The sequence below is a fragment of the Rhodospirillales bacterium genome, assembly GCA_018666775.1.
Classification (GTDB): Bacteria; Pseudomonadota; Alphaproteobacteria; order SMXQ01; family SMXQ01; genus JABIXC01.
On sequence record JABIXC010000011.1, the window covers coordinates 67,796 to 90,099 of the forward strand.

The 22,304-nt window shown below is 52.7% G+C and carries 24 protein-coding genes; 13 read left to right on the forward strand and 11 right to left on the reverse strand.

Annotation, left to right across the window (positions count from 1 at the left end):
• Nucleotides 1-21: 21 nt before the first annotated feature.
• On the reverse strand, nt 22-1,074 hold the full coding sequence (locus HOJ08_06765) for an amidohydrolase family protein (protein ID MBT5673132.1): 1,053 nt from the start codon (nt 1,072-1,074) through the stop codon (nt 22-24).
• 212 nt (nt 1,075-1,286) lie between these two features.
• Between HOJ08_06765 and HOJ08_06770 the strand changes: the two genes are divergently transcribed.
• The 3 genes from HOJ08_06770 to HOJ08_06780 are packed head-to-tail and all read left to right on the forward strand — an operon-like array spanning nt 1,287 to nt 4,026.
• On the forward strand, nt 1,287-2,432 hold the full coding sequence (locus tag HOJ08_06770; protein ID MBT5673133.1) for a CoA transferase: 1,146 nt from the start codon (nt 1,287-1,289) through the stop codon (nt 2,430-2,432).
• Nucleotides 2,429-3,622 carry a thiolase family protein gene (locus tag HOJ08_06775; GenBank protein ID MBT5673134.1) on the forward strand — a complete coding sequence of 398 codons (1,194 nt, stop codon included), beginning with the start codon at nt 2,429-2,431 and terminating at the stop codon, nt 3,620-3,622. The genes HOJ08_06770 and HOJ08_06775 overlap by 4 nt, the downstream gene beginning before the upstream one ends.
• Complete coding sequence (locus HOJ08_06780) at nt 3,619-4,026, forward strand: Zn-ribbon domain-containing OB-fold protein (protein ID MBT5673135.1); 408 nt, start codon at nt 3,619-3,621, stop codon at nt 4,024-4,026. Before HOJ08_06775 ends, HOJ08_06780 begins: the two co-directional genes overlap by 4 nt.
• 8 nt (nt 4,027-4,034) lie before the next feature.
• Here HOJ08_06780 and HOJ08_06785 read toward each other — a convergent pair whose 3' ends face one another.
• Together HOJ08_06785 and HOJ08_06790 are read right to left on the reverse strand one after the other, a co-directional pair.
• On the reverse strand, nt 4,035-4,991 hold the full coding sequence (locus tag HOJ08_06785) for a cation transporter (GenBank protein MBT5673136.1): 957 nt from the start codon (nt 4,989-4,991) through the stop codon (nt 4,035-4,037).
• A 72-nt stretch (nt 4,992-5,063) separates the two neighbouring features.
• The gene (locus HOJ08_06790) at nt 5,064-6,308 is read right to left on the reverse strand and encodes an MFS transporter (GenBank protein ID MBT5673137.1); all 1,245 of its coding nucleotides are present in this window, start codon (nt 6,306-6,308) and stop codon (nt 5,064-5,066) included.
• Between the two features lie 161 nt (nt 6,309-6,469).
• Here HOJ08_06790 and HOJ08_06795 point away from each other — a divergent pair, with 161 nt between their 5' ends.
• The 6 genes from HOJ08_06795 (at nt 6,470) to HOJ08_06820 (ending at nt 12,179) form a co-directional block, all read left to right on the forward strand.
• Nucleotides 6,470-7,522 (forward strand): amidohydrolase family protein, encoded by a 1,053-nt coding sequence (locus HOJ08_06795; protein ID MBT5673138.1) that lies wholly within the window; start codon nt 6,470-6,472, stop codon nt 7,520-7,522.
• 37 nt (nt 7,523-7,559) lie between these two features.
• Nucleotides 7,560-8,381 carry an SDR family oxidoreductase gene (locus tag HOJ08_06800; GenBank protein ID MBT5673139.1) on the forward strand — a complete coding sequence of 274 codons (822 nt, stop codon included), beginning with the start codon at nt 7,560-7,562 and terminating at the stop codon, nt 8,379-8,381.
• 54 nt (nt 8,382-8,435) lie between these two features.
• A complete protein-coding gene (locus HOJ08_06805; GenBank protein MBT5673140.1) occupies nt 8,436-9,431 on the forward strand; it encodes an aldo/keto reductase in 996 nt (331 codons plus the stop codon).
• 405 nt (nt 9,432-9,836) lie between these two features.
• Nucleotides 9,837-10,838: a thiamine pyrophosphate-dependent dehydrogenase E1 component subunit alpha gene (locus HOJ08_06810; protein MBT5673141.1), complete on the forward strand. Its 1,002-nt coding sequence runs from the start codon at nt 9,837-9,839 to the stop codon at nt 10,836-10,838.
• A 12-nt stretch (nt 10,839-10,850) separates the two neighbouring features.
• Nucleotides 10,851-11,822 carry an alpha-ketoacid dehydrogenase subunit beta gene (locus HOJ08_06815; GenBank protein MBT5673142.1) on the forward strand — a complete coding sequence of 324 codons (972 nt, stop codon included), beginning with the start codon at nt 10,851-10,853 and terminating at the stop codon, nt 11,820-11,822.
• Nucleotides 11,823-11,846: 24 nt separating this feature from the next.
• Nucleotides 11,847-12,179 carry a 4a-hydroxytetrahydrobiopterin dehydratase gene (locus HOJ08_06820; protein ID MBT5673143.1) on the forward strand — a complete coding sequence of 111 codons (333 nt, stop codon included), beginning with the start codon at nt 11,847-11,849 and terminating at the stop codon, nt 12,177-12,179.
• A 98-nt stretch (nt 12,180-12,277) separates the two neighbouring features.
• Here the strand turns inward: HOJ08_06820 and HOJ08_06825 are convergent, their stop codons facing one another.
• From HOJ08_06825 to HOJ08_06850, 6 genes are all read right to left on the reverse strand, one after another.
• The gene (locus HOJ08_06825; protein MBT5673144.1) at nt 12,278-13,549 is read right to left on the reverse strand and encodes a hypothetical protein; all 1,272 of its coding nucleotides are present in this window, start codon (nt 13,547-13,549) and stop codon (nt 12,278-12,280) included.
• Between the two features lie 135 nt (nt 13,550-13,684).
• Nucleotides 13,685-14,116 (reverse strand): lactoylglutathione lyase, encoded by a 432-nt coding sequence (locus HOJ08_06830; GenBank protein MBT5673145.1) that lies wholly within the window; start codon nt 14,114-14,116, stop codon nt 13,685-13,687.
• A 45-nt stretch (nt 14,117-14,161) separates the two neighbouring features.
• Nucleotides 14,162-14,935, reverse strand: a complete 774-nt coding sequence (locus tag HOJ08_06835; protein ID MBT5673146.1) for an MOSC domain-containing protein — start codon at nt 14,933-14,935, stop codon at nt 14,162-14,164.
• Nucleotides 14,914-15,786, reverse strand: a complete 873-nt coding sequence (locus tag HOJ08_06840) for an FkbM family methyltransferase (protein MBT5673147.1) — start codon at nt 15,784-15,786, stop codon at nt 14,914-14,916. The genes HOJ08_06835 and HOJ08_06840 overlap by 22 nt, the downstream gene beginning before the upstream one ends.
• Nucleotides 15,734-16,492, reverse strand: a complete 759-nt coding sequence (locus HOJ08_06845) for a class II aldolase/adducin family protein (protein ID MBT5673148.1) — start codon at nt 16,490-16,492, stop codon at nt 15,734-15,736. Before HOJ08_06845 ends, HOJ08_06840 begins: the two co-directional genes overlap by 53 nt.
• A 35-nt stretch (nt 16,493-16,527) precedes the next feature.
• A complete protein-coding gene (locus HOJ08_06850) occupies nt 16,528-17,433 on the reverse strand; it encodes a DMT family transporter (protein ID MBT5673149.1) in 906 nt (301 codons plus the stop codon).
• Nucleotides 17,434-17,728: 295 nt separating this feature from the next.
• On the opposite strand from HOJ08_06850, the gene HOJ08_06855 reads away from it, so the two are divergent.
• A complete protein-coding gene (locus HOJ08_06855; GenBank protein MBT5673150.1) occupies nt 17,729-17,926 on the forward strand; it encodes a hypothetical protein in 198 nt (65 codons plus the stop codon).
• A gap of 141 nt (nt 17,927-18,067) precedes the next feature.
• On the forward strand, nt 18,068-18,886 hold the full coding sequence (locus HOJ08_06860; protein ID MBT5673151.1) for a methyltransferase domain-containing protein: 819 nt from the start codon (nt 18,068-18,070) through the stop codon (nt 18,884-18,886).
• Between the two features lie 6 nt (nt 18,887-18,892).
• Here the strand turns inward: HOJ08_06860 and HOJ08_06865 are convergent, their stop codons facing one another.
• A complete protein-coding gene (locus HOJ08_06865; GenBank protein MBT5673152.1) occupies nt 18,893-19,159 on the reverse strand; it encodes a SemiSWEET transporter in 267 nt (88 codons plus the stop codon).
• A 141-nt stretch (nt 19,160-19,300) separates the two neighbouring features.
• On the opposite strand from HOJ08_06865, the gene HOJ08_06870 reads away from it, so the two are divergent.
• Together HOJ08_06870 and HOJ08_06875 are read left to right on the forward strand one after the other, a co-directional pair.
• A complete protein-coding gene (locus tag HOJ08_06870; GenBank protein MBT5673153.1) occupies nt 19,301-19,717 on the forward strand; it encodes a VOC family protein in 417 nt (138 codons plus the stop codon).
• 53 nt (nt 19,718-19,770) lie between these two features.
• Nucleotides 19,771-21,000 (forward strand): hypothetical protein, encoded by a 1,230-nt coding sequence (locus tag HOJ08_06875; GenBank protein MBT5673154.1) that lies wholly within the window; start codon nt 19,771-19,773, stop codon nt 20,998-21,000.
• 9 nt (nt 21,001-21,009) lie between these two features.
• Here the strand turns inward: HOJ08_06875 and HOJ08_06880 are convergent, their stop codons facing one another.
• A complete protein-coding gene (locus tag HOJ08_06880) occupies nt 21,010-22,176 on the reverse strand; it encodes an aminotransferase class V-fold PLP-dependent enzyme (GenBank protein ID MBT5673155.1) in 1,167 nt (388 codons plus the stop codon).
• Nucleotides 22,177-22,304 lie beyond the last annotated feature (128 nt).

Consider the following 22,304-nt stretch of genomic DNA (forward strand, 5'->3'; position numbering starts at 1 on the left):
TCTCCGCCTCTTTGAAAAAAACTAGATGCCGTAGAGCGCTTTGGCATTGGCGTTGAGAATTTTCTCTGCCACCTCTGCCGACACTTTGCCGTCATCTTTCAATTTGCGCAGAGCTTCGATCTCAGCCGAGGTATCGGCATGGCCGTAATCCGTGCCGACCACCAATTGGCCATCGCCTGCGTATTTCAGCACATATTCCAGATCATCTGTCACCTGACAGGCGACAAACATGTTGTTATCGGCCATGGCGGTATCAGACAGTCTTTTGCCTTTGCGCTTGAACCGGATCGCAAGATCATTCAGCGCATAGGGAATCCACTGTGAACTAACCTCAACAAAGCCCCAGCGCAATTTCGGGAACATCCCAGGCACACCCTTCATCAACAAGGAATGGAAGGCGCTGACCACGGGCAATTTTGAACGTCCAAAGCCTGCTTCGGATGCGTAGATATCGCGCACACCGAATGAATTGTTTCCGGAATGGAAACAAATCGGCATATCCAGTTCTTGGGCCTTTTCGTACATCGGATAAAAATAAGGATCATCCAGACGGCGTTCGCATTCAAGACCACGGATAAAGATTCCGACGGCGCCATTTTCCTTGCCAAATTCCAGTTCTTCCATGGTTTTATCCATGGACATAAGCGGTGGCATCACGACCCATTTAAGGCGGTCCGGTGCCTTGCTCCAGATATCTGCCAACCACCGATTATATGATTTGCAAATGGCCGCCTCGGCCAACGCGTTCTGGGTCCAGGCCCGCAAAAAAACCGTGGGATAAAGAACCTGAACATCAATGTTGAGCTCGTCCATGTGATCGAGGCGAATTTTAACATCAACCATCTCGCGGGAATCTTTGGTCGTGTTATGGCCGACATTGCCTTCTTTTGGCTGGATGCGGCCATCAATGGCCCAAAATTCCTTTTGAATGTGTTTGCCTTCGTTATCCAGTTGGCCCGCATCTTCATTCTTGTGAAGGATCACCTGTGGCTTCAGGTGTTCATATTCTGGGTCCATATAATCAAAGGTTCTTTCACACTCGACAACATGAGCATCGGAATCGATCGCTCCCATAGGGTTCTCCTTGTACGCTTTGTTTGTACTTGATCAGATGGGGCCATTTTACTTCGCTTTCTAATGGATTGGAAGGGGTCTTGCGCACAAGACCCAAAAAATGAGCATTTTAGCCAGTATTGCCTGCCCGGTCTTTGGGCGATACATTGGAAACAATCCGCAACAATGCGGGGAATACATCACAAGAACGATTTTCACAGGAACCACCCCCCATGACTGCTGCCCTTGATGACATCACCATTTTAGAATTCGCCTCATACGTATCGGGGCCATATGCCGGTATGTTGCTGGGGGATCTTGGCGCAGAAATCATCAAGATCGAAGACAACAAATCCGGCGATTCCTTCCGCGGTTGGGGTGCCGCTGATTATTCCGCCACCTTTGGGTCCGTTAATCGCAACAAGAAAAGCATCATTTTAGACCTTAAATCCGAAGAAGGCCGGGCCGCCGCACTGGCTTTGGCCGAAACCGCCGATGTGGTGATTGAAAATTTCCGCCCCGGCGCCATGGATCGTTTGGGGCTTGGCTATGATGCCTTGGCTGCCATTAATCCACGGCTGATTTATTGTTCCATCACCGGCTTTGGCCGCACCGGGCCGTATGCTGATCGCCCGGGATACGACACCGTGGGTCAAGCCATGGGTGGGTTGCTGTCCGTGCTGACCGATCTTGAAAAACCTCAGCCCATGGGCATTTCCCTATCCGATCACCTGACCGGCATCATGGCCACCTATGGCATTTTGGGCGCGTTAATGGCGCGCACGAAAACCGGCAAGGGCCAGCGCGTTGAAACATCGCTTTTGTCTTCGACCCTTGCCTTTTTGGGTGAAAATGCCGCACGGTATTTCGAAGAAGGGAATGTTCCGGCCCGCAAGACCCGCACCGAAACAGCCCAAGTGTATGCCTTTGTCGACAGCGAGGAAAAACCCTTCGTCGTGCATCTATCATCGCCCCCTAAATTCTGGAAGGGCCTGTGCGATGTTGCCGGTCACCCGGAATGGGTTGAGGATGAACGGTTCAAGGACAAGGCTGCACGGCGTAAATCATACGATATCCTCCATGCCGGGTTTCAAGACATCTTCAAGGCCAAACCCCGCGACCATTGGCTGGATGCCTTGCGCAAAGCCGATGTGCCATCGGCCCCCATTTACACCCTGGACGAAGCCCTGGCGGATCCACAAGTGCAACACCTTGATATGGTGACCGAGCTGGATCATCCCAAAGTGGGGAAGGTCAAATTGCTGACGGGGGCTGTAAAGTTTTCGGACACACCGGTGGAAATCAAAACCCCGGCACCGATGCATGGCCAACACACTGCTGAAATTCTTGCCCGCCTGAAAAACAGGGAGACAAAATGAACACCCCCATCGCCAATCCTGCCTTGCGGGATAAATATGCCGTCGTCGGCACCGGGGTATCACAGCTCGGCAAGGTGCCAGAGCAAAGCGCCCTTGGCCTGACCGAAGACGCCTGTGCCAATGCCCTTATTGATGCCGGGCTGAGCGCCAAAGACATCGATGGTCTGTTGATCCGGGGACCCGATGACATTTACACCTTTCATCAAGTGGTCGGCGAACGGCTTGGCATTAATGCCAGCTTTTCCACCACCACGGCCAATGGCGGTGCCAGCCAGATCCTGTCCGTCATCATGGCGGTCATGGCCATTGATGCAGGCCTGGCCACCACGGTCTTGTGCGGGTATGGCCGCAATGCCTGGTCACGGTCGCATGCCAATGAAACCACCAAACTGCGGTCATCAACCCGGTCTGAAGAAATGGATTCGTCCGAATTTGGCCCCGAATACGGGCTTTACGGTGCCCCCGCCATGCATGCCTTCGGGGCCCAGCGCCACATGCATGAATTTGGCACCACCCGCGAACAGTTTGGCGCCATATCATTGGCCTTTCGCGAACACGCCATGCGCAACCCGGTGGCCCAGATGCGCGACAAACCGTTATCCATGGAAGATTATCTGGCCGCCCGCATGATCGTCGATCCGTTCTGTCTGCTTGATTGCAGCCTGCGATCCGATGCGGCAGGCGCAGTCATTGTCACGTCAGCTGAGCGGGCCAAAGATATGAAACAAACCCCTGTGTTGATCAAGGGCTTTGGCACCCACAATAATTTGCAAGGCTGGTTTGCGGGCGACAACATGATCCGCACCGCCGCCGGGCCATCGGGCAAAACGGCCTATGCCATGGCCGGCCTTTCCCCCAGCGATATATCCTGTGCCCAGATTTATGACTGCTTCACCTACATGGTTTTGGCCCAGCTAGAAGATTATGGCTTCTGTGAAAAGGGTGCCGGCGGGGCATTTGTTGAATCGGGCGCATTGGCCCTGAACGGTGCCTTGCCCACCAACACCTCTGGTGGCCAATTGTCCGAAGCCCATGCCGAAGGCATGTTGCAAATCGTTGAAGGCGTGCGCCAATTACAAGGTATTTATGGCCCCGATCGACAGGTCAAAAATGCCGAAACCTGCCTTGTATCGGGCCATGGTGGCAACACTGTGTGCCATTCAACCCTGATTTTGGGGGTCGCATCATGACCGAATACACCAAACCCCTGCCCCGCCCATCGACAGAAACGAAGCCGTTTTGGGATGGCGCAAAAGCGCATCAGTTTTTGATCCAGAAATGCAATGATTGTGGGAAATTCTGGTTCCCCCCCTCTACCCGCTGCATCCATTGCTTGTCGGAAAACCATGGCTGGGTCGAAGTATCGGGAAAGGGCCGCGTGTTTTCCTTCGTCACCTATCACCGCATGTATCACAAGGGCTGGAAAGATGACCTGCCCTACGTTGTTGCTGTGATTGAACTGGAAGAAGGGCCAAGGCTGTTGTCCAACATCACCAACTGCGCCCCCGAAGACGTCAAATGCGATATGGCCGTGAAGGTCGTGTTTGACGATGTCACCGAAGACACCACCTTGCCAAAATTCAGCCCGGTATAACGCGCCGTTTATTTGCCGTTGGAATCGGCGTTCATCTCGGCCAGATCGTCGCGATGGGACACCCAGCTTTGGGCTTCGATAAAGACCCGGGTCACCTGAGGATAGGTGGTTTTGATTTCCTTTTCCATGACACTGATGGCGCTTTCAACCCCATCGGATGTAATGCCGCCCAGAAAATCGAGGCTGATGTTCACCAAAACATCCTTGGGCCCCATATGCATGGTCAGGACTTCGTTGATGGAAAGGATGCCTTTTTGTTGGACCAGAATGGATCGAATGCCATTGACGACTTCCACGCTGGCCGCTTCGCCCACCAACAATCCCTTGCTTTCATAGGCGAGTAAAATTGCCGTCCCGGCCAAAATCACACCAATGACCACCGATGCCACCCCATCAAGGATCGGCAGATCAAAATATTGTGCCGCGCCAATCCCGACAAAGGCCGCAAACAGGCCCAACATGGCTGCGGAATCTTCGAATAAAACGGTAAAGATTGTTGGGTCTTTGGAATGGCGCACTTCTTCGAACCAACCACGCCTACCTTTGACCCGGCCAAATTCACGGACCGCGATCAACCAGGCTGCACCTTCAAACACCATGGCAAACCCAAGGACGATGTAGTTCACTTGTGCATTCACGATCGGTTGAGGATGCAAAATTTTGCCGACCCCTTCATAAATGGAAACCCCGGCGCCCAAGGCAAAGACCAGGATTGCCACCACGAAGGTCCAGAAATAAAGTTCCATGCCATAGCCAAAGGGGTGGCCTTCATCGGCCGGGCGGGCGGCGGCACGGATGCCATAGAGCAGCAGCACCTGATTGCCCGTATCCACAACAGAGTGAACTGCTTCGGACAGCATGGCCGAAGAGCCTGTATAAAAAGCGGCCACAAATTTGGTGACGGCAATGACCGAATTACCAAAAAGGGCCGCATAGATTACTTTTTTAGATGCTGGTGATGCCATAATTCGCTCAAAGCCTAGCAGGGCAGTCATTGGACATAAAGAAAATTTAAAATCTGTGAAAATTAAACCGGGTCAGGAATGCTCCGCTTCTAGGGCGGCCGTCATGGTGGATCGGCGTGAAAGGGTGCTGAACCACATAACAAGGCAGATGCCCCCCGCCACCGCAAAAGTGAGCCGAAGCCCAAGACATTCAGCAAGAAGCCCGGTGCCAAGGGCACCAAGGGCCGGGGTGCCGCGATAGATCAGGGTATAGAGCCCCATCACCCGCCCCCGTTTTGAATCGTCCACCGCATATTGCACCAATGCCTGGGTGCCCGTAGACATGGCATTGAGGGAAAACCCTGAAAATACGGCAAAAATAATGGCCACCCATAAGTAATTGGTGGCAACAAGGCCCAAGGTTGAAAGGCTGAGTCCTAAGAATCCAAAAAGCACCATTGATGTCAAACCACTGACGCGCCCGCGCAGGGCAATCCAGGTGGCGCTCATGGTAGCACCTACCCCCATGCCTGATGTCAACCATGCCAAGCCCACGGCACCACTATCAAACACGGCACCAGCGAAGCCCGGCAGCATGTCCTGAACCGGGCGGATAAAAACCGAAATCAATGTCATAAAAAACAAAATGGGGCCGATGCCTGCATGGTTTCGCACATAAGAAAAGCTTTCGCCGACATCGCGCAAAATATTGCGACCGGCCTTCTTTTCTCGCACCGGCGGCTCAAGATCCATAAAAAACATGGACCCCAGAAAAATCAAATTACCAACCACATTTGCAGCAAAGGTGCCGCCAACCCCCACCTGCAAGATAACGATCCCGGCGATTGCCGGCCCAATGAAACGCGATGCATTGAACAGGGCCGAATCTACGGCAACGGCGGTGGCAAATTCCGCTCTTGGCACGGTTGCAGGCACAATGGCATGACGCGCCGTGGATGCCAGGGTATGGGTCAACCCCAGAAACAGGGTCAGGCCAAACAGGATTCCAATGTTCATCCAGCCAGCAAACAGAAATACCGCCAGCGCCAAGGCGTGAAGGACGGATAAAACCTGGGTAATTTTTTGCAAGGTCAGCGGGATATAGCGATCTGTCATGGCACCGGCAATGGGTGCCAATAGCAGCATGGGCATCAGGTCAGCCGCCGCAATGACGCCAAGCCATGTTGGCGATTTGGTCATTTCCCATGCCAACCAGCCAACCCCCACCCGCTGCATCCAGATGGTGATCAGGTTCGGGGTCATGCCCCCCATATAGAGCGCATAATTTCGGTGGGCAAAAACCCGGGTGATCGGCGTGAACCAACTGGAAGCGGCCATACAGTCTTATGAAACCTGATTTTTAAATTGAGAGCCCTCTATTAGCACGGTTTGGGGCCTTTACAAGAATCACTCTCAATTCAAAGCTGTCCTCATGGGTGACACAGGGTCCCTGGTCGCGATAGAATGGCCGGAAAGCACCAAGTAACCGGGAGAACGCTATGGGCTGCGTAGATGCAGACGCACACGTTATTGAATCGCCATTGACCTGGGATTTCATAGCCGAAGAAGACAAAGCACACACCCCCTTGATGGTCGTCCAGACAGAAGGGCGTGAGGTCAAGAGCAACGAAGGCGGGACGTCCAAGGAATACTGGCTGATGGACAACCGTTTCCACGCCAAAGACAAGAACGTTGGCTCTGATACATCAATCGAATCCCGCGAACTCAGCGATATCGGCGCACGCATTGCGCATATGGATGAATTGGGCATTGATATTCAGGTCTTATATCCCACGCTATTTCTGCGTCCCGCTGTTCGCACGGCCGCCGCTGAATTGGCCGTGACCAAAGGCTATAACCGCTGGCTTGCCAGCATTTGGAAACATGCCCCAAAGCGTCTACCCTGGGTCGCCATGCCACCCTTGATGTCACCCGATAAAATTCGCGACGAATTGACGTGGGCCAAAGACAATGGGGCCTGCGGCGTTTTCATGCGCGGCCTTGAATGCGACCGCACCGTGGCGGATCCCTTTTTCTTTCCGCTGTATGAAGCGGCCAGTGAACTGGATTTAGCCATCTGTTTTCATTCGGGAAACAATTCCATTATCCACCATGATTTTTTCCTGGAAGACACCACCTTCACCAAATTCAAACTGGCCGTGGTGGGGGCATTTCATTCCCTTTTGGAAAAAGACATCCCCGGAAAATTCCCCGACCTGCGTTGGGGCTTTGTTGAAATCAGCGCCCAGTGGGTGCCCTATGTCTGTCATGATCTGCGCTATCGTTTCATGCGCCTTGGCCGTCGTATGCCCGAAAATCTTTTGGAAGCAAACAAAATTTTTGTCGCCTGCGAAGTGACCGATGACATTCCCTATATCCTGAAATATGCAGGCGATGATCAATTGATGGTCGGCACCGATTATGGACATCACGACCCATCGGCAGAAATCAACGCCTTCACCATTATGCGCAACCGCGAAGATGTGGCGCCCGATGTAATGACCAAAATTCTGGAAACCAATGCACGGACGCTTTACGGGCTTGACGGATAAAAACACAAATCAAAAATGAAACACCGGGGAGAAAACCATGACCGATATCAATTCGGGAAATCTTGACGCTGCCATCGAAGAAGGTGGCCAGACCATCAAACGGGATTTTCTAAAACCAAAAGACACCATGGTTGTCACCGGCTGTGCCCGTGGCTTTGGCCGCGCCATTGCGCTGCGGCTGGCGCGCGAAGGGGCCAATTTGGCGGTTTGGGATGTGATCGATGATGAAGGCGAAGAAATCGCCACGTTATGCCGGGATTTAGGCGTGGAAGCAGAATTCTTCCACTGCGATATGGGCGATATTGACGACATCCAAAAGGCCGCTGCCCAAACCCTTAAACGGTTTGGAACGGTTTATGGGGTGGTCAACAATGCCGGGATCAACCCCCGCGAATCGGTCATGGACCTGAAGCCTGAAACCTGGGACCGCACCCTGAATATCAATCTGCGCGGCACTGTTTTTTGTTCCCAAGCCTTTGCCCCCCAAATGATGACAGAAAACCGGGGTGCCATCATCAATCTGGCATCAGGGCGCGCCATCGAAGCAACGCCCAATGGCATCCATTATGCCGCATCCAAGGCAGGCATCGTTTCCGCCACCAAAACCATGGCCGCTGAATGGGGCCCGGTTATTCGCGTCAATGCCATCATCCCCGCTGCTTCAGAAACCCGCCAGCCGCTGGAGGCCGCAGGGGTTACCCTTGAAGCCCTGCGCGAACGGGGCCGATCCACGCCCATGGGCAGGGTTGGCCATCCCGATGATATCGCTGGCATGGTGGTGCTTTTGCTTTCCAAAGACGCGGGCTTTATCACCGGACAGGCCATCGCCTGCAACGGCGGAAGGATTATGTTGCCCTAAGGCCCTGACAGGGCACGGACAAACAAATCCTAACAGGAGACAGGAGACAGAAACATGCAATATCGTGACATTGGGGGCGCGGATAAACTGACGGTTTCCGCCATTGGCATGGGTGGACGACGGTTGTCAGATGCCTACACCGAAACCAAGGATGATGAAACCAAGGCCCAAGCCGTTGTCGATCGGGCCATTGATATGGGCCTGACCTTGATCGATACCGCCGATGTGTATGGGGCAACCGCCAACGAAACCCTTTTTGGCAAATTGTTAAAAGGCAAACGCGACAAGGTGGTTCTGTCATCCAAGTTTGGCTTCATCACCAAACCCGATGGCAATCGTGGCGTTTCTGGGCATCCCGATTATGCCATAGAGGCGTGCGAAAAAAGTCTGCAGCGTCTTCAGACCGATTGTCTGGATCTTTATTACCTCCATCGGGTTGATCCCGATGTCCCGATCGAAGACACCGTCGGGGCCATGACCAGATTAAAAGAACAGGGGAAAATTCTCCATATCGGCCTGTCCGAAGCGGGGCCTGAAACGCTCAAACGTGCATCCAAAATTCACCCCATCACGGCCCTGCAAAGTGAATATTCCTTGTGGGTTCGCGATTATGAAGCCGACACCCTTCCCGCCTGTCATGATTTGGGAATTGGGTTTGTTGCCTATTATCCATTGGGCATGGGCTTTTTCGCAGGGGCCATTCGCGAACTGGATTCTCTTGGCCCCAAAGATGGACGGCGCAGAAACCCCCGGTTTCAGGATGAAAACATCACCCAGAACCACACGTTATTGCTGCAGCTAAAGGACATTGCCGATGAATTGGGCTGCAAATTAGGCCAATTGGCGCTGGCATGGATTTTGGCACGCGGGGGTGATTACATCGCCATTCCCGGCACATCACAGATCGCCCATTTAGAAGATAACATCCGGGCTGCCGATATTTCTCTGAATGATGAAACCATGAACCGGATCGATGCAATCTTCCCCTGTGATGGTGTCGTATCTGGCGACCGAATTGCGGGCGACCGGCTGGCAGAATTAAACCGCTAAAAAAAAGAGGTCATGGTTAAGTTTCCTTAACCCTGCAAAGGGGCTGAATGCACCATTGTTTAACTGTTGTTTTGAACTGCATAAAATTTGAAATAAATTAGATTTGATACGTTTTGACTTAAATCCAATATTTCCAAATGATGCTTTCAGACAGTTCGAACAGGGCGGTCATCAACAAGGGTTGAGATTATAAAAACAACTGGGGCTAGCATAGATACGTTGGCACACCAGTGATTGAAAAACGGTCGTTTTGGGACATTCCCAGGTTTTGTACAGAAACCTGGCCCCGAAACGGCCGATTTTTTATATGTTTTTTTTATATTTTTTTCTTTTGCCTTTCTCTAATCGCTTGTGCAATTTAAAATAAATCTGAAATAAATAAAAATAATCCACCTAGGGGGAACAATGGCTGCACCAACATCCGAACAACGGATCGCCATTTTTGAGCGTATGATTCGTATGCGTCGATTTGAAGAAGAAGTCTTGCGCATTGCTCAAGATCACCCCTACGCCGGACGACAGCATCTTTATATTGGCCACGAAGCCACCGGGGCCGCCGTTGCACAAGTGCTCGCACCTGAAGATTTGCTCCATTCCACCCATCGCAACCACGGCTATCTGATTGCCCGGGGCGCCAACCTTGGTAAGGCCATGGCTGAAATCATGGGACGCAAAGACGGGCTTAATGGTGGCCGGGGCGGACCATGGCATTTGGTTGACCGCAAGGCCGGTTTTCAATCCACCTCTGCCATGGTTGGTGGCAGTGTCGGCCTTGCCATTGGGGCCGGGTTTGGGCTTAAGGGCCAAGGGTCCAAAGGCATCGGCGTTGCCCATTTTGGCGATGGCACCCTGGATGAAGGCATTTGTTACGAATCCTTCAACCTTGCATCTTTGTTGGAATTACCGGTTTTATTCATGTGCGAAAACAACGCCAAAGAAGGCCAGCGTCCTTCATCTATGCTGGCGGCCAAAATCCTTCGCGATGTTCCCGATGCGCTTCAAATTCGCTGCATCACAGTTGATGGCCGCGATGCCGATGCTGTGCTTGAGGCGACCACCGATGCGCTCGCCTTTATCCGTTCTGGCAAAGGCCCTGTGTTCCTTCAGGCCAACCTTGAACGTTGGCCCGGATCCCATCAGATCAAACCCGAATTTCCAACCGGTGTGACAGACCTATCCCTTGCATGGGAAGAAGATCGCATTGAAGGCAAACATGCCGACTGGACCCGGGACCATGATGGGATTCGGTTATATACAAAAAAACTTCTGGCCGATGGCGTTTTGAGCCGCGAAGAAATTCTAGCCATTGATGAAAAAGTGTTGGCCGCCATGAAAGAAGCAAGGGCATTCGCCGAAAATAGTCCATTCCCTGACGCGTCAAGCGCCACTGAATGCGTATTCGTATAAAGGGAATGATCAATGAGCGTTAAAACATATGCACAAGCCCTCGGTGAAGCTCTGATTGAGATCATGGAGGAAGACCCAAAGTTTGCCATTATCGGGCGCAACATTCTTGGCCATGGCGCCCATGCCGATGGCGAAAAGCCATTGATGGAACGTTTCGGAGACCGGGTCACCGACCCGCCAACGTCTGAAGGAGCGGCTGCATCCATGGGGATTGGTGCTGCCATGTCGGGATTGCGGATGTTTGTCCATTTTGGGACGGCGAGTTTTGCTCTGGAAGCCTGGAACCAATTGATCCATGAAGCCGGCACAGCCCATTCCATGTCGGGTGGCCAGATCCGCGTTCCCATCGTCTTTCACATGTATCACGGGCTCAGGGGTGGTGGTGGCGCACAGCATTCCATCAGTCCCCAATCCATGCTGGCCAATAATCCGGGCTTGCAGTTGATGATGCCAACGTGTCCGGGCGATGTAAAAGGCATGCTTCGGGCCGCCATCAAAAGTGACAACCCTGTCATGTTTATCGATCAGGCCGGGCTTCTTGGCACCGAAGGTGAGGCCGACGATGCCCGGTATGAAATCCCGTTGGGGAAGGCTTCTGTCCGCCGCGAAGGCAAAGACGTGACCATCGTTGCCACGTCCCGTGCCGTCTTGTGGGCGCTTGAAGCTGCAGAAATGCTGGCCAAAGATGGCATTGATGCAGAAGTGGTTGACCCCCGGTCCATCATTCCGCTGGATGAGGATACCATTGTTGCATCGATCGAAAAAACCGGACGTCTGGTCACGGTCGAAGAAAGCATCCAGATGTGTTCCATCGGTTCGGAAATTGCGGCCCTTGCTGCTGAGCGTGCTTTTTCTTCGCTCAAAGCACCGGTCCAGCGCGTTGCCCGGGCATCGGCCCCGGTATCGTTTGCCCCGCCATTGGAAGAAGCCGTATCCCCCAGTCCTGCCAAAATTGTGGAAGCCGTCAAGCGCATTACAGGGTGAGCCTCAAACACCACGGAGAACCTCATGAGCGAGCCGTTAGATAGTAAAGTCTGTATTCCCTGTCAGGGCGGCATGCCATCGCTGAGTGCCGATGAAGCCCAAGCCCTGCAAGCCCAGACGCCAAAATGGGATCTGACCGATAACGCCACCTGGATACGGCGTAGCTTTTCATTCGGGAACTTTGTAGACGCCCTTGCGTTCGTGAATGCTGTTGGCACATTGGCTGAAAAGGAAGGCCACCACCCCGACATCACCTTTGGCTGGGGGTATGCGGATATCGCATTACAAACCCACAAGATCAAAGGGCTTCATGAAAACGACTTCATCATGGCCGCTAAAATAGATCATCTGGCCTGATCAGTTTCCAAACGTCACATAAAAAAACGCCCCCCGTTTCCGGGGGGCGTTTTTATTTCGGGCCGGGATTACCCTAGCCTTCAATCAGTCTTTTTAATTTATTTGCAATCGATGCGCTTTGCCCGCTGGCCGGTGCCCGGGTAGTTGAAGGTGCACGTCATGCCCATCTTGATCTTTTTACGCTTGGTCTTCTTGCCACCAATAAACACCTTGGTCCGTCTACCAGAAACGCTGGTCTTCACGGTCTTGCCGTTTGCAAGCTTCATATGCAGCTTGCGCCCGCCTTTAATGATCTTGGAGATCGTGCCCGTGTCCTTGACCATCTTGATCTTCGCTTTGATCCGCTTGCCCTTGTAGGACATGGATTCACGAGCGCGATCAACAATTGATTTTGGTGTCTTATAGGCCTTGGCAACAATCGTCTGGATTTCACCACCCGTAACTGGCGACACATCCATAGACTGCTTGTTCAGCTCCTTGATCAGCCGGGGGTCTTTGGCCACCGCCACAAAGGCTGTGCGGATCGTTTTCAGACGATCGGCAGGAACGCCCGGGCCCATCAGGAATGGACGACCCATAACCTGGGGTGCAAAGACCAATTCAAAGATTTGACGGTCTTCGGCATTTTTAGCAAGCTCGGTCACCAATGGCACATTGCCAATTTCAGGCAATTTCTTCAAAGACAGCTGGATCAGGATATTGACCTTCTTACCCTTGATCCATTCGCTCTTTTGATTTTTGAACGATGTCCACGACCAACCACAACGCCCGTAAACTTCCTTGCGTTCCATGGCGAGGTTAATACCAACCCCGGTATAGCCGGTGATGATCTTGAATTTGGTCCCAAGGATGTTGTTAAGTGCTGAGGGAAAATTTTCCGTGTCGTTGGCACCGGCACCGCCGATGATCAATTCCTTTTTCATCACGTCCTGGATGGTCTTGATGCCGGTGGTATGCCAGGCAACACAGACGGAAACTTCATTGTTGATCGAGCCAACATAATTAAATTTCTGGGGATCGTATTTCGGGCCACGCTTGCCATAGAGCGGCAAGAATGGAATGGCGCGCTGCACCGCACCAATAACGGTGCCATCCTGTGGTGCCACATTATAGACGAAATTGGCAGCGCGAATGCTGGCAGCACCCTGCATGAATTGCGTAATGATGCGGGGTTTGCCGGGGATATATTCACTGATATAGCGACCAACTGTCCGGGCATAGGTACCATACCCACCGCCGGAACTGGCCCCGACGATGATCTTGACGGTTTTACCCTTGTAGAAAGATTTCCCCGAAGCAGCCGAAGCAGGCGACGACAGTGCAAAAGCCGCTGCAATCGCCATAGATGTATAAGCAATCTGTTTAAACATTCTCTTCTCCCTGTTTTTTTATTTATATTTTTTATTTGCAAAATTCTTCACCGCATTGGGCACCACGCTAGCAGACCAATCCCGGCCCTGTCCACGACATCTCCATTCGCGAGAGATTGCACAAAAAGGCCAAAATCAGCTGTAAAGGCCATCTTTGCGTTGATTCAGCTCGATTTCAAACCCATCAGGATCATAGATATTAGCGATATACGTGTTGGACCCCCCGACAGCTTCGATCAAGGGTTTGGCAAACCGTACCCCTTCTTTCTCCAGGGTTGCGCAGAGCATCCTCAGGTCTGATACGGCAATGGCAATATGTCCGGCCCAAGGCTTTTCCGCATTGCCAGTCCCGGCAATCAGTTCCAACACCGGGTTGGTGCCCTCATCGCCATACCCAACATAGGAAATGGTGCGCCCATCAGATCCTTTGTCGCGCGTACGGACCACCTGCATGCCCAGAATTCGGGTGTAAAAATCAACCGCCCGGGCCATATCCGACACCGGCAGCATGGTGTGGCGAAAACGAAATTCCAATTCCCCGACACTTTTGCTTTCATCAACCATCATTTCCCCCTCCGTTTCATGATTTTAGCCTTTCAAATCACGCACCATTTACACCCACTTAAGACTCTCCGGACGCCATTCCTGATGACCCGGGTTGGCCGTACTTGCCGTCTCGAGACGTTTTTCGAACATCCCCCGCCATGTGGCAGACAGCGCGCTAACCGACAAGGCACGTTCAAGGGCCTCAGCACTGGCCCCCTTGTCTGACCACAGCGCCAGCGTTTCTAAAATGCTCAGCTTTGCCGGATCGCGCGCTTCGCACCCAATGCCATCACCCGCACCAACATCGCCTATTTGCAAAACCCTGAAATAGAACCCGACCCGGCCACTTTTCATAAACCGTTTAGGCAAAAGGGGATCATCAAATTTCATGGCCAGCTTGTGACACGGGGTGCGCGGCTCGCTCACCTGCAAGCGCACCGAACCGATGGTGAAGATATCGCCAATATGCACGGTGTCTTCACGCATGCCGGTCACTGTTAAATTTTCGCCGAATGAACCAAATGGTAGCCGCGCGCCGTTTAAATTTTCGCGCATGTCTTTTTCCCAAAAGATGTAATGATCCCTGGAGTAAACATAGACCGCCATGTCTGGGCCGCCATGGTTGATCGGACTGCCCTGTCCATCGCCATCAAGATTCAGGGCTGAAAGGGCAACCCTGCCCGGTTGCGGATTTTTGTATATCCCTGTCTGATAGGTGCGATCCTGATAAGTCACCTCATGGGGCATGGCCACATTGACCGACAGCAAAACGCCGGTGCCATCTGTGGGCACCACAGGGTCTTTGCCTTTTTCGCCTATCATCCCAACAAACGGAAACATGCCCTTTGGTCTCCTGCTGTACTGTCGATTGTTTGATCACTCGGGATCAACAAAAAGTTGTTGATATACCGTCCCGAAGGCCCTGCCTGTTGACCCGATTCTCCGGTCCCAAGAACCTCAAGATCATACCAAAGCCCATGATCCAAGAATCCAACACGATAATCAATGGCTTTGAACCTTGATGCAACCCGGGCGACACACCCCGGACGGTGACGTTCTTCCAACTCAATCAAAATTCTTGGGCGACTGGCAACAATCGTTTCCCAACCCCCATCGAGCACCTTTTCCTCATGCCCTTCCACATCAATTTTGATAAAATCAACATCGGCAAAAGAAAAGGAATCCAGCCGGGATGCAGGCGTTTCAAAACGAATGCCCTGTTCTGTCTTTAAATCAGACGGCGGTTCGCAAATGCGCCCTGCCGGATCATCAAACTTGATATTTTTTGAAGCGCCGCCTTGCGCCGGTAGCGCTGAGCGGGAATGAAAGGGCACAAACAACGATGCCGTCTCAATGCTGTTCCCAAGCGCCACCCGATGGACCGTGACATTGGCAAGCCCGGCAGCAATCAAATTGTCGGCAAGACCCGGGTTTGGCTCGAATGCTTCCACGCATCCCCCCGCCTTAGCCAACCAATAGGTAAAAACCCCAGGGTTTGCACCGATATCGATGCAACGCCGTCCGCGCCCCACCAATTGAGGCAGCCAGCGAAGTTCCGGATCACCCTTTCGACGGATGCGCCATGCACGAAGCGCTAATCTGATCCAGTCCCTGACGGCCATTTTTGGCGCGCGGCCCTTAAAGCCTGACGTCCCAATCTTGGGGCAATGCGCCCCCTTTGCGGCCTTCATTGACGTAATAGTTCCACATTTTTTCGATGTGGTGATCCCGGTCTTCGTATTCGCCGACCCTTGCCAGTTCTTCTTCTGTCAACGGCACGATTTCGTCACCGAATGAACGGGCTTCTTTCTGGGCCTTCAGGTTGTCTTCGAAATGGATGGTATCCACCAAAATTGCCGGTGCACTTTCCGATGCCAAAACCACCCCATGGGCGCGCAACAGCATGCCATTGGCATCGCCCAGGCAATTGGCCAGCGCCACCCCGTCTTCTGTGGATTTGATATGGCCGACGTCCGTCATGACGGGCACGCCTGAAAACCACCGTGACGCATGAAAGTCCATAATATGAACCTTTGCATCCTTGGCCATGGTGATGGCGGCGGCCAGTTCCATATGATTGTGAATGACAGAACCAACATCGGGGCGGGACCGATAGACTTCGGTATGGATGACCAATTCCGATGGGGGTTTGCCAACGCCCTCCAAAACATTGCCATCAAAATCCACCAAAACGATGCTGTCTGGCGATACTTCGGCCCGGCTTTCGTTGCGGGTTTGGATGTACAGCTGATCTTTGCCCGGCACCCGGGCAGAAACGTGGCCGGAATAATGCAATATTCCCAGCATGTTAAGAAGCCGCGTACAGGACGCCACCTGAGCGCGCAGCAATTCCCCGGAATTTATGCCTGAATTTGTTGATGTTTCAGCAGTCGCCATAATCTGTCTTTCCCTGTGCGGTTTTATAATTTGCCCTAGTGTTTAGCACGGGCTTCGGCCCGGGTCATGAAATAGGTGGCACCGAAAATAATAGATGCCCCGATCCAGGTCCATATTTCTGTCGGTTCTGAGAAGAAAACCATTGCCCACCCCGCAGTAAAGGGTAGCCGCAGAAAGCTGAATGGGGCGACGACCGTCGCCTCGGCGTGGCGAATGGCACGGATCAGGCAATACGGTGCCACGGTGCCCACCACCCCAACCAAAAGCAATCCCGGCACGTCTTCCCATGTGGGGTTCACCCAAACCCAAATCGCTGGACCGATGGAAAACACCGTCAACATGGCCTGGTAATAAAACGTCGTGGTTGATGCACGCTCTGTCCGCCCCAGAACCCTCGAAATAATGCTGACAGAGGCATATAAAAGCGCAGACCCCAGCACCATCAGGGTCGGCAAATTAACATCAACAACGCCTGGGCGCAGCACAACCAAAATCCCCACAAAGCCAAAGACAATGCCAATGATGCGGTTCGGGGTTGGGCGTTCGCGTAAAAAAATCACGGCCAAAATCGCTGCCATCAGGGGTTCGGTGAAATGCAGCGCAATGGCCTTGGTGATGGGCATCATGGTCAGGGCCGCAAACCAGAACCACATCCCGACAAAATTCAAAAAGTTCCGTTGCAGATGCAACCCAAACCGTTCGGTTTTAAGACTGCCCCAACCCTGCCAGCTAAAAATGATCAAAAATGCCACCAACCCGATGGCATTTCGGAAAAAGACGATCTCGATGGCGGGCATCCGATCCCCCAGCATCCGAATGCCCACCGGCACCAGCGAATAGAACAAATACGCAGCCAAAGCCCACGACATGCCAATGATGGCGTCCTGGCGCGTCATGACGTGGGGTGTTTCGGGTTTATCAGAAGAGGATGGGGCTTTCACGCGGTTCCCAAGCATGGAAATACAAAACAAAGTTTCAAATAAGAATGACGTATCACGGCCTTACCATAACACAGATCAGCCCTATCCCTGGAGGCATAAACGCAAAAATCGGGGGTTTTAGGGGGCATCCCCCGCCTTTGGGGGGCAAAACCGAACCCAGCACCGATTATTCCGCCCTTTGGTATATTTTTTTCCCTAAACCGTAACTTTTCAGGTAAAAAACGGGGAAATATTCAACACAGCGAATGCAATAACGGGGCTTGAAGCCTGAAATCATCAATAAAGGACCGCAAGAATGAGTGACACGACCAGCGAATGGAAAAAAGGCGTACAAAAGGCACTGGATGATGCCGGTCTTTCCGAAGACAACAACGTCGCCCACGGCATGGCCACCGCCATGCGTGCAGGCAAGCCCGAAGCCGACTTGAGCTATGACAAGGGCTATGAAACCGGCAAGGAAGTTGCCCGGCGCTGCAAATACCATCAGCGGTAAAAAATTTCTGGTCTGAACGGGACCTTAAATGACAAAGGCCGGACACACGTGTCCGGCCTTTTGTCGTTTTAAGATTGGTTTGAACCATTCGCCCGTTGGGGTATAGGCTGAACGTTTCAGGCATTCACAAAGGTGCTATCCATGGTGTCAAACACCCCCTCTTTCTATGAGATGGAAAAATCTGGCTGGGCCGACAGGGCCGATGCCTATGATGATTATCTTGGCCGCCTGACAAAAGATGCCCTTGGCCCCATGCTGGATGCGGTTGGAACCCATCCCGGAACAAAGCTGTTGGAAATTGCCTGCGGGCCAGGATACGGCGCCGGCGGGGCCGTGGCCCGGGGGGCGGCGGCCACGGGCATTGATTTTGCACCGGCCATGGTGAAGGCCGCCAAAAACAAATTCCCCGGGGCCCATTTTTCTGAAGGCAACGCCGAAGCACTTGAATTCAGCGACGGCCTGTTTGATGGGGTGATTTGTTCACTGGGGGTTTTGCATTTTCCCAACCCAGAGCTTGCCATCAGGGAAGCGTATCGGGTTTTAAAACCCCATGGGCGTTATGCCTTTACGGTGTGGTGCCAACCAGAAAAAGCAAAACTGTTCGACATTATCCTCGGGGCCATCAATGCCCATGGCAACACCGATGTGCCACTACCCGAAGCACCCCCATTTTTCCGTTTTTCCGATCCCGACATCTGCCAAAATGCCCTGGAGGATGCAGGGTTCACAAATATCCAAATCTCTGAATTGCCGCTGGTGCTGCATGTGGATGCCCCCAAAGGGGTGCTCGATATTGTCTACAAAAGCACCGTGCGCACGGCGGCCCTTTTGGAATTACAAACCGAAAGCGCGCGTGCCAAAATTCACGAAGCCATCGATGCGGCTGTGCGCCAATATGCAACCGACACCGATTTCGCCATCCCCGCCCCTGTGGTCATGGCGATAGGGGTAAAGCCGTAAGGGCGATTATTTAAAGCGCAGTTTGGCAACCAAGATTGCGCTGGCAAGAACAAGGGTTATGGCATTGGCAACGATCAGGACAATGTCTTTGATCAAGAAACCATAAACCAGCCACATACAAATGCCCGCCACCAGAACCAGAAACATGGTCAAAGACACATCTGATGTGGATCGCGTCCGCCACGCACGAAAGACCTGGGGCAGAAATGCAATGGTTGTCAGCACGCCGGCAATGATGCCGACCCATGCATAAGGGTTTGTAATCGTATCCATAATAGCTGCGCAAATTAGCCCATAGCGCGGTTTTGCAACAGCTGTTTTCAACCAGCCTTTTAAATTGTTCTATTTGGGTGTCTAATTAAGCCTTGAATGCCCTCAAAAGAAGCGGCGCGAACGTATTAGGAGGAAGCAGCAATGGCCAAGCTCAAACACATCGTTTTCAACACCACCGATCCCGAACGATTGGCGCGATATTACGCCGATGTTTTTGGTATGGAAATTGTCTACAAATCCAGCAAGGGCGGCTTTTCGCTCAGTGATGGCTATATGAATTTATCCATTCACAATAACAAGATGGATGGCAAGCCCAGCGGGTTCAGCCACATTGGCTTTGAAGTGGATGACAATGATCCCTACATCCAGCGCTGCGAAGAACTGGAATATCCGGTGCCTGAAAAGCGCCCCGCCGATCGCCATTACACCGAATACCGGGGCATGGATCCCGATGGCAATAACATCGACCTTTCCACCAATGGCTATAATGAAATTCGCCCTGACCGCGAAGCGCCAGTTGGCGAAGTGATCCCGCCACTGGAAAAAGAAAAAGTTTAAAAACAAAACGGCTCTGAAAGAGCACGATTAATAAGACAACAGGGAGACCAACCATGAAATCAGCAACCACATTAGCCTTAATGTGCGGCGTTGCCTTAACCCTTGGGGCGGGCGCAAATGCCAATGCCGCCGATGATGCCCGGGCCTATTACAAGGGCAAGACGATTACCTATATCGTTTCCACCGGAACCGGTGGCGGTGCTGATTTCTATGGCCGGTTGGCAACCCGGCATATGAAACGCTATCTGCCCGGAACCAAGTTCGTCGTCCGCAATGTTCCCGGTGCCGGGCACATTATCGGTGCCAACAAAATCTATGCGTCAAAGCCCAATGGGCTGACCGTTGGGTCCTTTACCACAGGGCTGGTCTATACCCAGTTGGTCGGGCGCAAAACGGCAAGATTTGACCTCACCAAAATGACATGGATCGGCAAGGGTGCAACCGACATCCGCGTGCTCTATATGAGCGGCGCATCGGGCATCAAGACCTTTGATCAATTGTTAAAGGTTGGCCGCACCATCAAGTTTGGCGCTTCAGGCCTTGGCGCCTCCAGCTACAACGAGGGCTACATGATTTCCCACGCCTGGAACATCCCCATCCGGATGATTCTTGGCTATTCCGGTGCGGAACGGGTCATGGGCATGTTGCGCGGTGAAATCGAAGGCCAGCCCGGGGGATTGAGTTCCATGACGGAACTGACCAGCGCCGATCCCGGTGTGATTGTCCTGCAATTTGGCAAGGTTGTACCGGGGGTTCCCGATGCCAACGATATTGCCAAAACCCCCATCGCCAAAGCGGTGGCACGTTTTATGTCGGCCCAATCAAAGCTTTCGCGTTTTCTTGCCGGACCACCAAATATGCATTCAGGCCGCACTGCCGTATTACGGGCGACCTATAAACAGGCTTTTGAAAGCAAGCAATTGCGGGCCGAAGCCAAAAAGGCGCACCGGCCCATCTTTCCGCTTTATGGCGATGATGTGACCAAATTGGTGCAGGTGACCATGGACCAGCCCCCGGAATTGATCGCTCTTTTGAAAAAGATCACCAACATCAAGGTGGCCATGCTCAAAAGCACGACCAAAATAAAGGCGGTAAAACGCAAAGGTCGGCGTTTGGTGGTGACCGAAAAGGGCAAGGATTATAAGGTCAAAATCTCACGCTCACGCACCACTGTGATCATCAATGGCAAGACAACAAAGCGCAAAAACCTGAAGGCTGGCATGAAGTGCACCATCACCTGGCCCAAGGTGAATGGTGAGGCCAAAGAGGTGAACTGCCGCTAGTTACTGGCGTCAGGATTTGGCGAGATGGGCCAGTGCCGCTGCAACGCCACCTGATTGATGGGGAATGTCAGATAGACTCAACCCCATCTCCACCCCAGACAAGGTGCCCGCAAGGGTGAGATCATTCAGATCGCCTAAGTGGCCGATGCGAAATACCTTGTTTGCCAGTTTACCAAGACCCGCACCCAGAGACAGATCAAATCGATCCAGAATAATGCCTCGAAGTGCATCGGCACTGGCGCCCTCTGGCACCATCACTGCCGTGAGCGCACTGGAATAAAGGGCTTCATCCAGACAGGCGTTTTCCAGCCCCCAGGCGGCAACCGCTTTCCGCGTCGCTTCGCCAAAACGGGTATGGCGGGCAAACACATTGTCCAGCCCTTCTTCTTCGAACATCACAAGGGATTCTTCCAACCCGAAAAACAAGTTGGTGGCTGGCGTATAGGGGAAAAATCCCGTTTCATTCAGTTTCAACATTGGGGCCCAATCCCAATAGGCCCGGGGCAAGGATGCCGATTTGGATGCCTCCAATGCCTTGTCACTGATGGCGACAAACCCAAGACCAGCCGGCAACATCAGGCCTTTTTGAGAGGATGCCACGGTGACATCAACCCCCCAATCATCGTGGCAGTATTCCATGGAGCCAAGCGATGACACCGCATCAACCATCAAAAGGGCGGGATGATCCGCACTATCCATGGCTTTGCGAATATCGGAAATCGACGAAGTAATGCCATTGGAGGTTTCGTTATGGACAGCGCAGACCGCCTTGATGGCATGATCGGTATCGGCGGAAAGCTTTTCTGCCACCACTGCCGGATCAACCCCATGGCGCCAATCGCCCGGAACAAAATCCACATCAAGGCCAAAATTACGCGCAACCTCGCACCACAATACCGCGAACTGACCGGATTCAAACATCAATACCTTGTCGCCCGGCGACAAGGTATTAACCAGCGCCGCTTCCCAGCACCCGGTACCGGAAGACGGAAAAATCATCACAGGGCTGGAGGTTTTAAAAACCGGCTTCAAACCAGACAACACCCGAAGACCCAGTTCTGCAAATTCTGGTCCACGATGATCAATGTTGGCGCGATCCATGGCCCGTAACACACGTTCCGGAATATTGGTGGGTCCTGGGATTTGCAGAAAATGTCGGCCTCTATTTACGCTCATGATATGTCCCTGTTTCTTAAATTGCTCAATTATGGGCGAGATTATGATGCCCCGCTTGCCTGCCTGCAACCCTATTACAATTTTGTGTTACCCTAGGCAAATCAGAGGCTTGGGTTAGGGGAACAAAT

Bases quoted from the DNA above. Each gene is read 5' to 3' on its own strand.
- HOJ08_06805 (MBT5673140.1), top strand. From the start codon at position 8,436: ATGCAATATCGTGACATTGGGGGCGCGGATAAACTGACGGTTTCCGCC.
- HOJ08_06800 (MBT5673139.1), top strand. From the start codon at position 7,560: ATGACCGATATCAATTCGGGAAATCTTGACGCTGCCATCGAAGAAGGT.
- HOJ08_06795 (MBT5673138.1), top strand. From the start codon at position 6,470: ATGGGCTGCGTAGATGCAGACGCACACGTTATTGAATCGCCATTGACC.
- HOJ08_06840 (MBT5673147.1), bottom strand. From the start codon at position 15,786: ATGAAGGCCGCAAAGGGGGCGCATTGCCCCAAGATTGGGACGTCAGGC.
- HOJ08_06875 (MBT5673154.1), top strand. From the start codon at position 19,771: ATGAAATCAGCAACCACATTAGCCTTAATGTGCGGCGTTGCCTTAACC.
- HOJ08_06770 (MBT5673133.1), top strand. From the start codon at position 1,287: ATGACTGCTGCCCTTGATGACATCACCATTTTAGAATTCGCCTCATAC.
- HOJ08_06860 (MBT5673151.1), top strand. From the start codon at position 18,068: ATGGTGTCAAACACCCCCTCTTTCTATGAGATGGAAAAATCTGGCTGG.
- HOJ08_06870 (MBT5673153.1), top strand. From the start codon at position 19,301: ATGGCCAAGCTCAAACACATCGTTTTCAACACCACCGATCCCGAACGA.
- HOJ08_06785 (MBT5673136.1), bottom strand. From the start codon at position 4,991: ATGGCATCACCAGCATCTAAAAAAGTAATCTATGCGGCCCTTTTTGGT.
- HOJ08_06855 (MBT5673150.1), top strand. From the start codon at position 17,729: ATGAGTGACACGACCAGCGAATGGAAAAAAGGCGTACAAAAGGCACTG.
- HOJ08_06865 (MBT5673152.1), bottom strand. From the start codon at position 19,159: ATGGATACGATTACAAACCCTTATGCATGGGTCGGCATCATTGCCGGC.
- HOJ08_06845 (MBT5673148.1), bottom strand. From the start codon at position 16,492: ATGGCGACTGCTGAAACATCAACAAATTCAGGCATAAATTCCGGGGAA.
- HOJ08_06780 (MBT5673135.1), top strand. From the start codon at position 3,619: ATGACCGAATACACCAAACCCCTGCCCCGCCCATCGACAGAAACGAAG.
- HOJ08_06825 (MBT5673144.1), bottom strand. From the start codon at position 13,549: ATGTTTAAACAGATTGCTTATACATCTATGGCGATTGCAGCGGCTTTT.
- HOJ08_06880 (MBT5673155.1), bottom strand. From the start codon at position 22,176: ATGAGCGTAAATAGAGGCCGACATTTTCTGCAAATCCCAGGACCCACC.
- HOJ08_06815 (MBT5673142.1), top strand. From the start codon at position 10,851: ATGAGCGTTAAAACATATGCACAAGCCCTCGGTGAAGCTCTGATTGAG.
- HOJ08_06790 (MBT5673137.1), bottom strand. From the start codon at position 6,308: ATGGCCGCTTCCAGTTGGTTCACGCCGATCACCCGGGTTTTTGCCCAC.
- HOJ08_06820 (MBT5673143.1), top strand. From the start codon at position 11,847: ATGAGCGAGCCGTTAGATAGTAAAGTCTGTATTCCCTGTCAGGGCGGC.
- HOJ08_06835 (MBT5673146.1), bottom strand. From the start codon at position 14,935: ATGTTTCCGTTTGTTGGGATGATAGGCGAAAAAGGCAAAGACCCTGTG.
- HOJ08_06765 (MBT5673132.1), bottom strand. From the start codon at position 1,074: ATGGGAGCGATCGATTCCGATGCTCATGTTGTCGAGTGTGAAAGAACC.
- HOJ08_06775 (MBT5673134.1), top strand. From the start codon at position 2,429: ATGAACACCCCCATCGCCAATCCTGCCTTGCGGGATAAATATGCCGTC.
- HOJ08_06810 (MBT5673141.1), top strand. From the start codon at position 9,837: ATGGCTGCACCAACATCCGAACAACGGATCGCCATTTTTGAGCGTATG.
- HOJ08_06830 (MBT5673145.1), bottom strand. From the start codon at position 14,116: ATGATGGTTGATGAAAGCAAAAGTGTCGGGGAATTGGAATTTCGTTTT.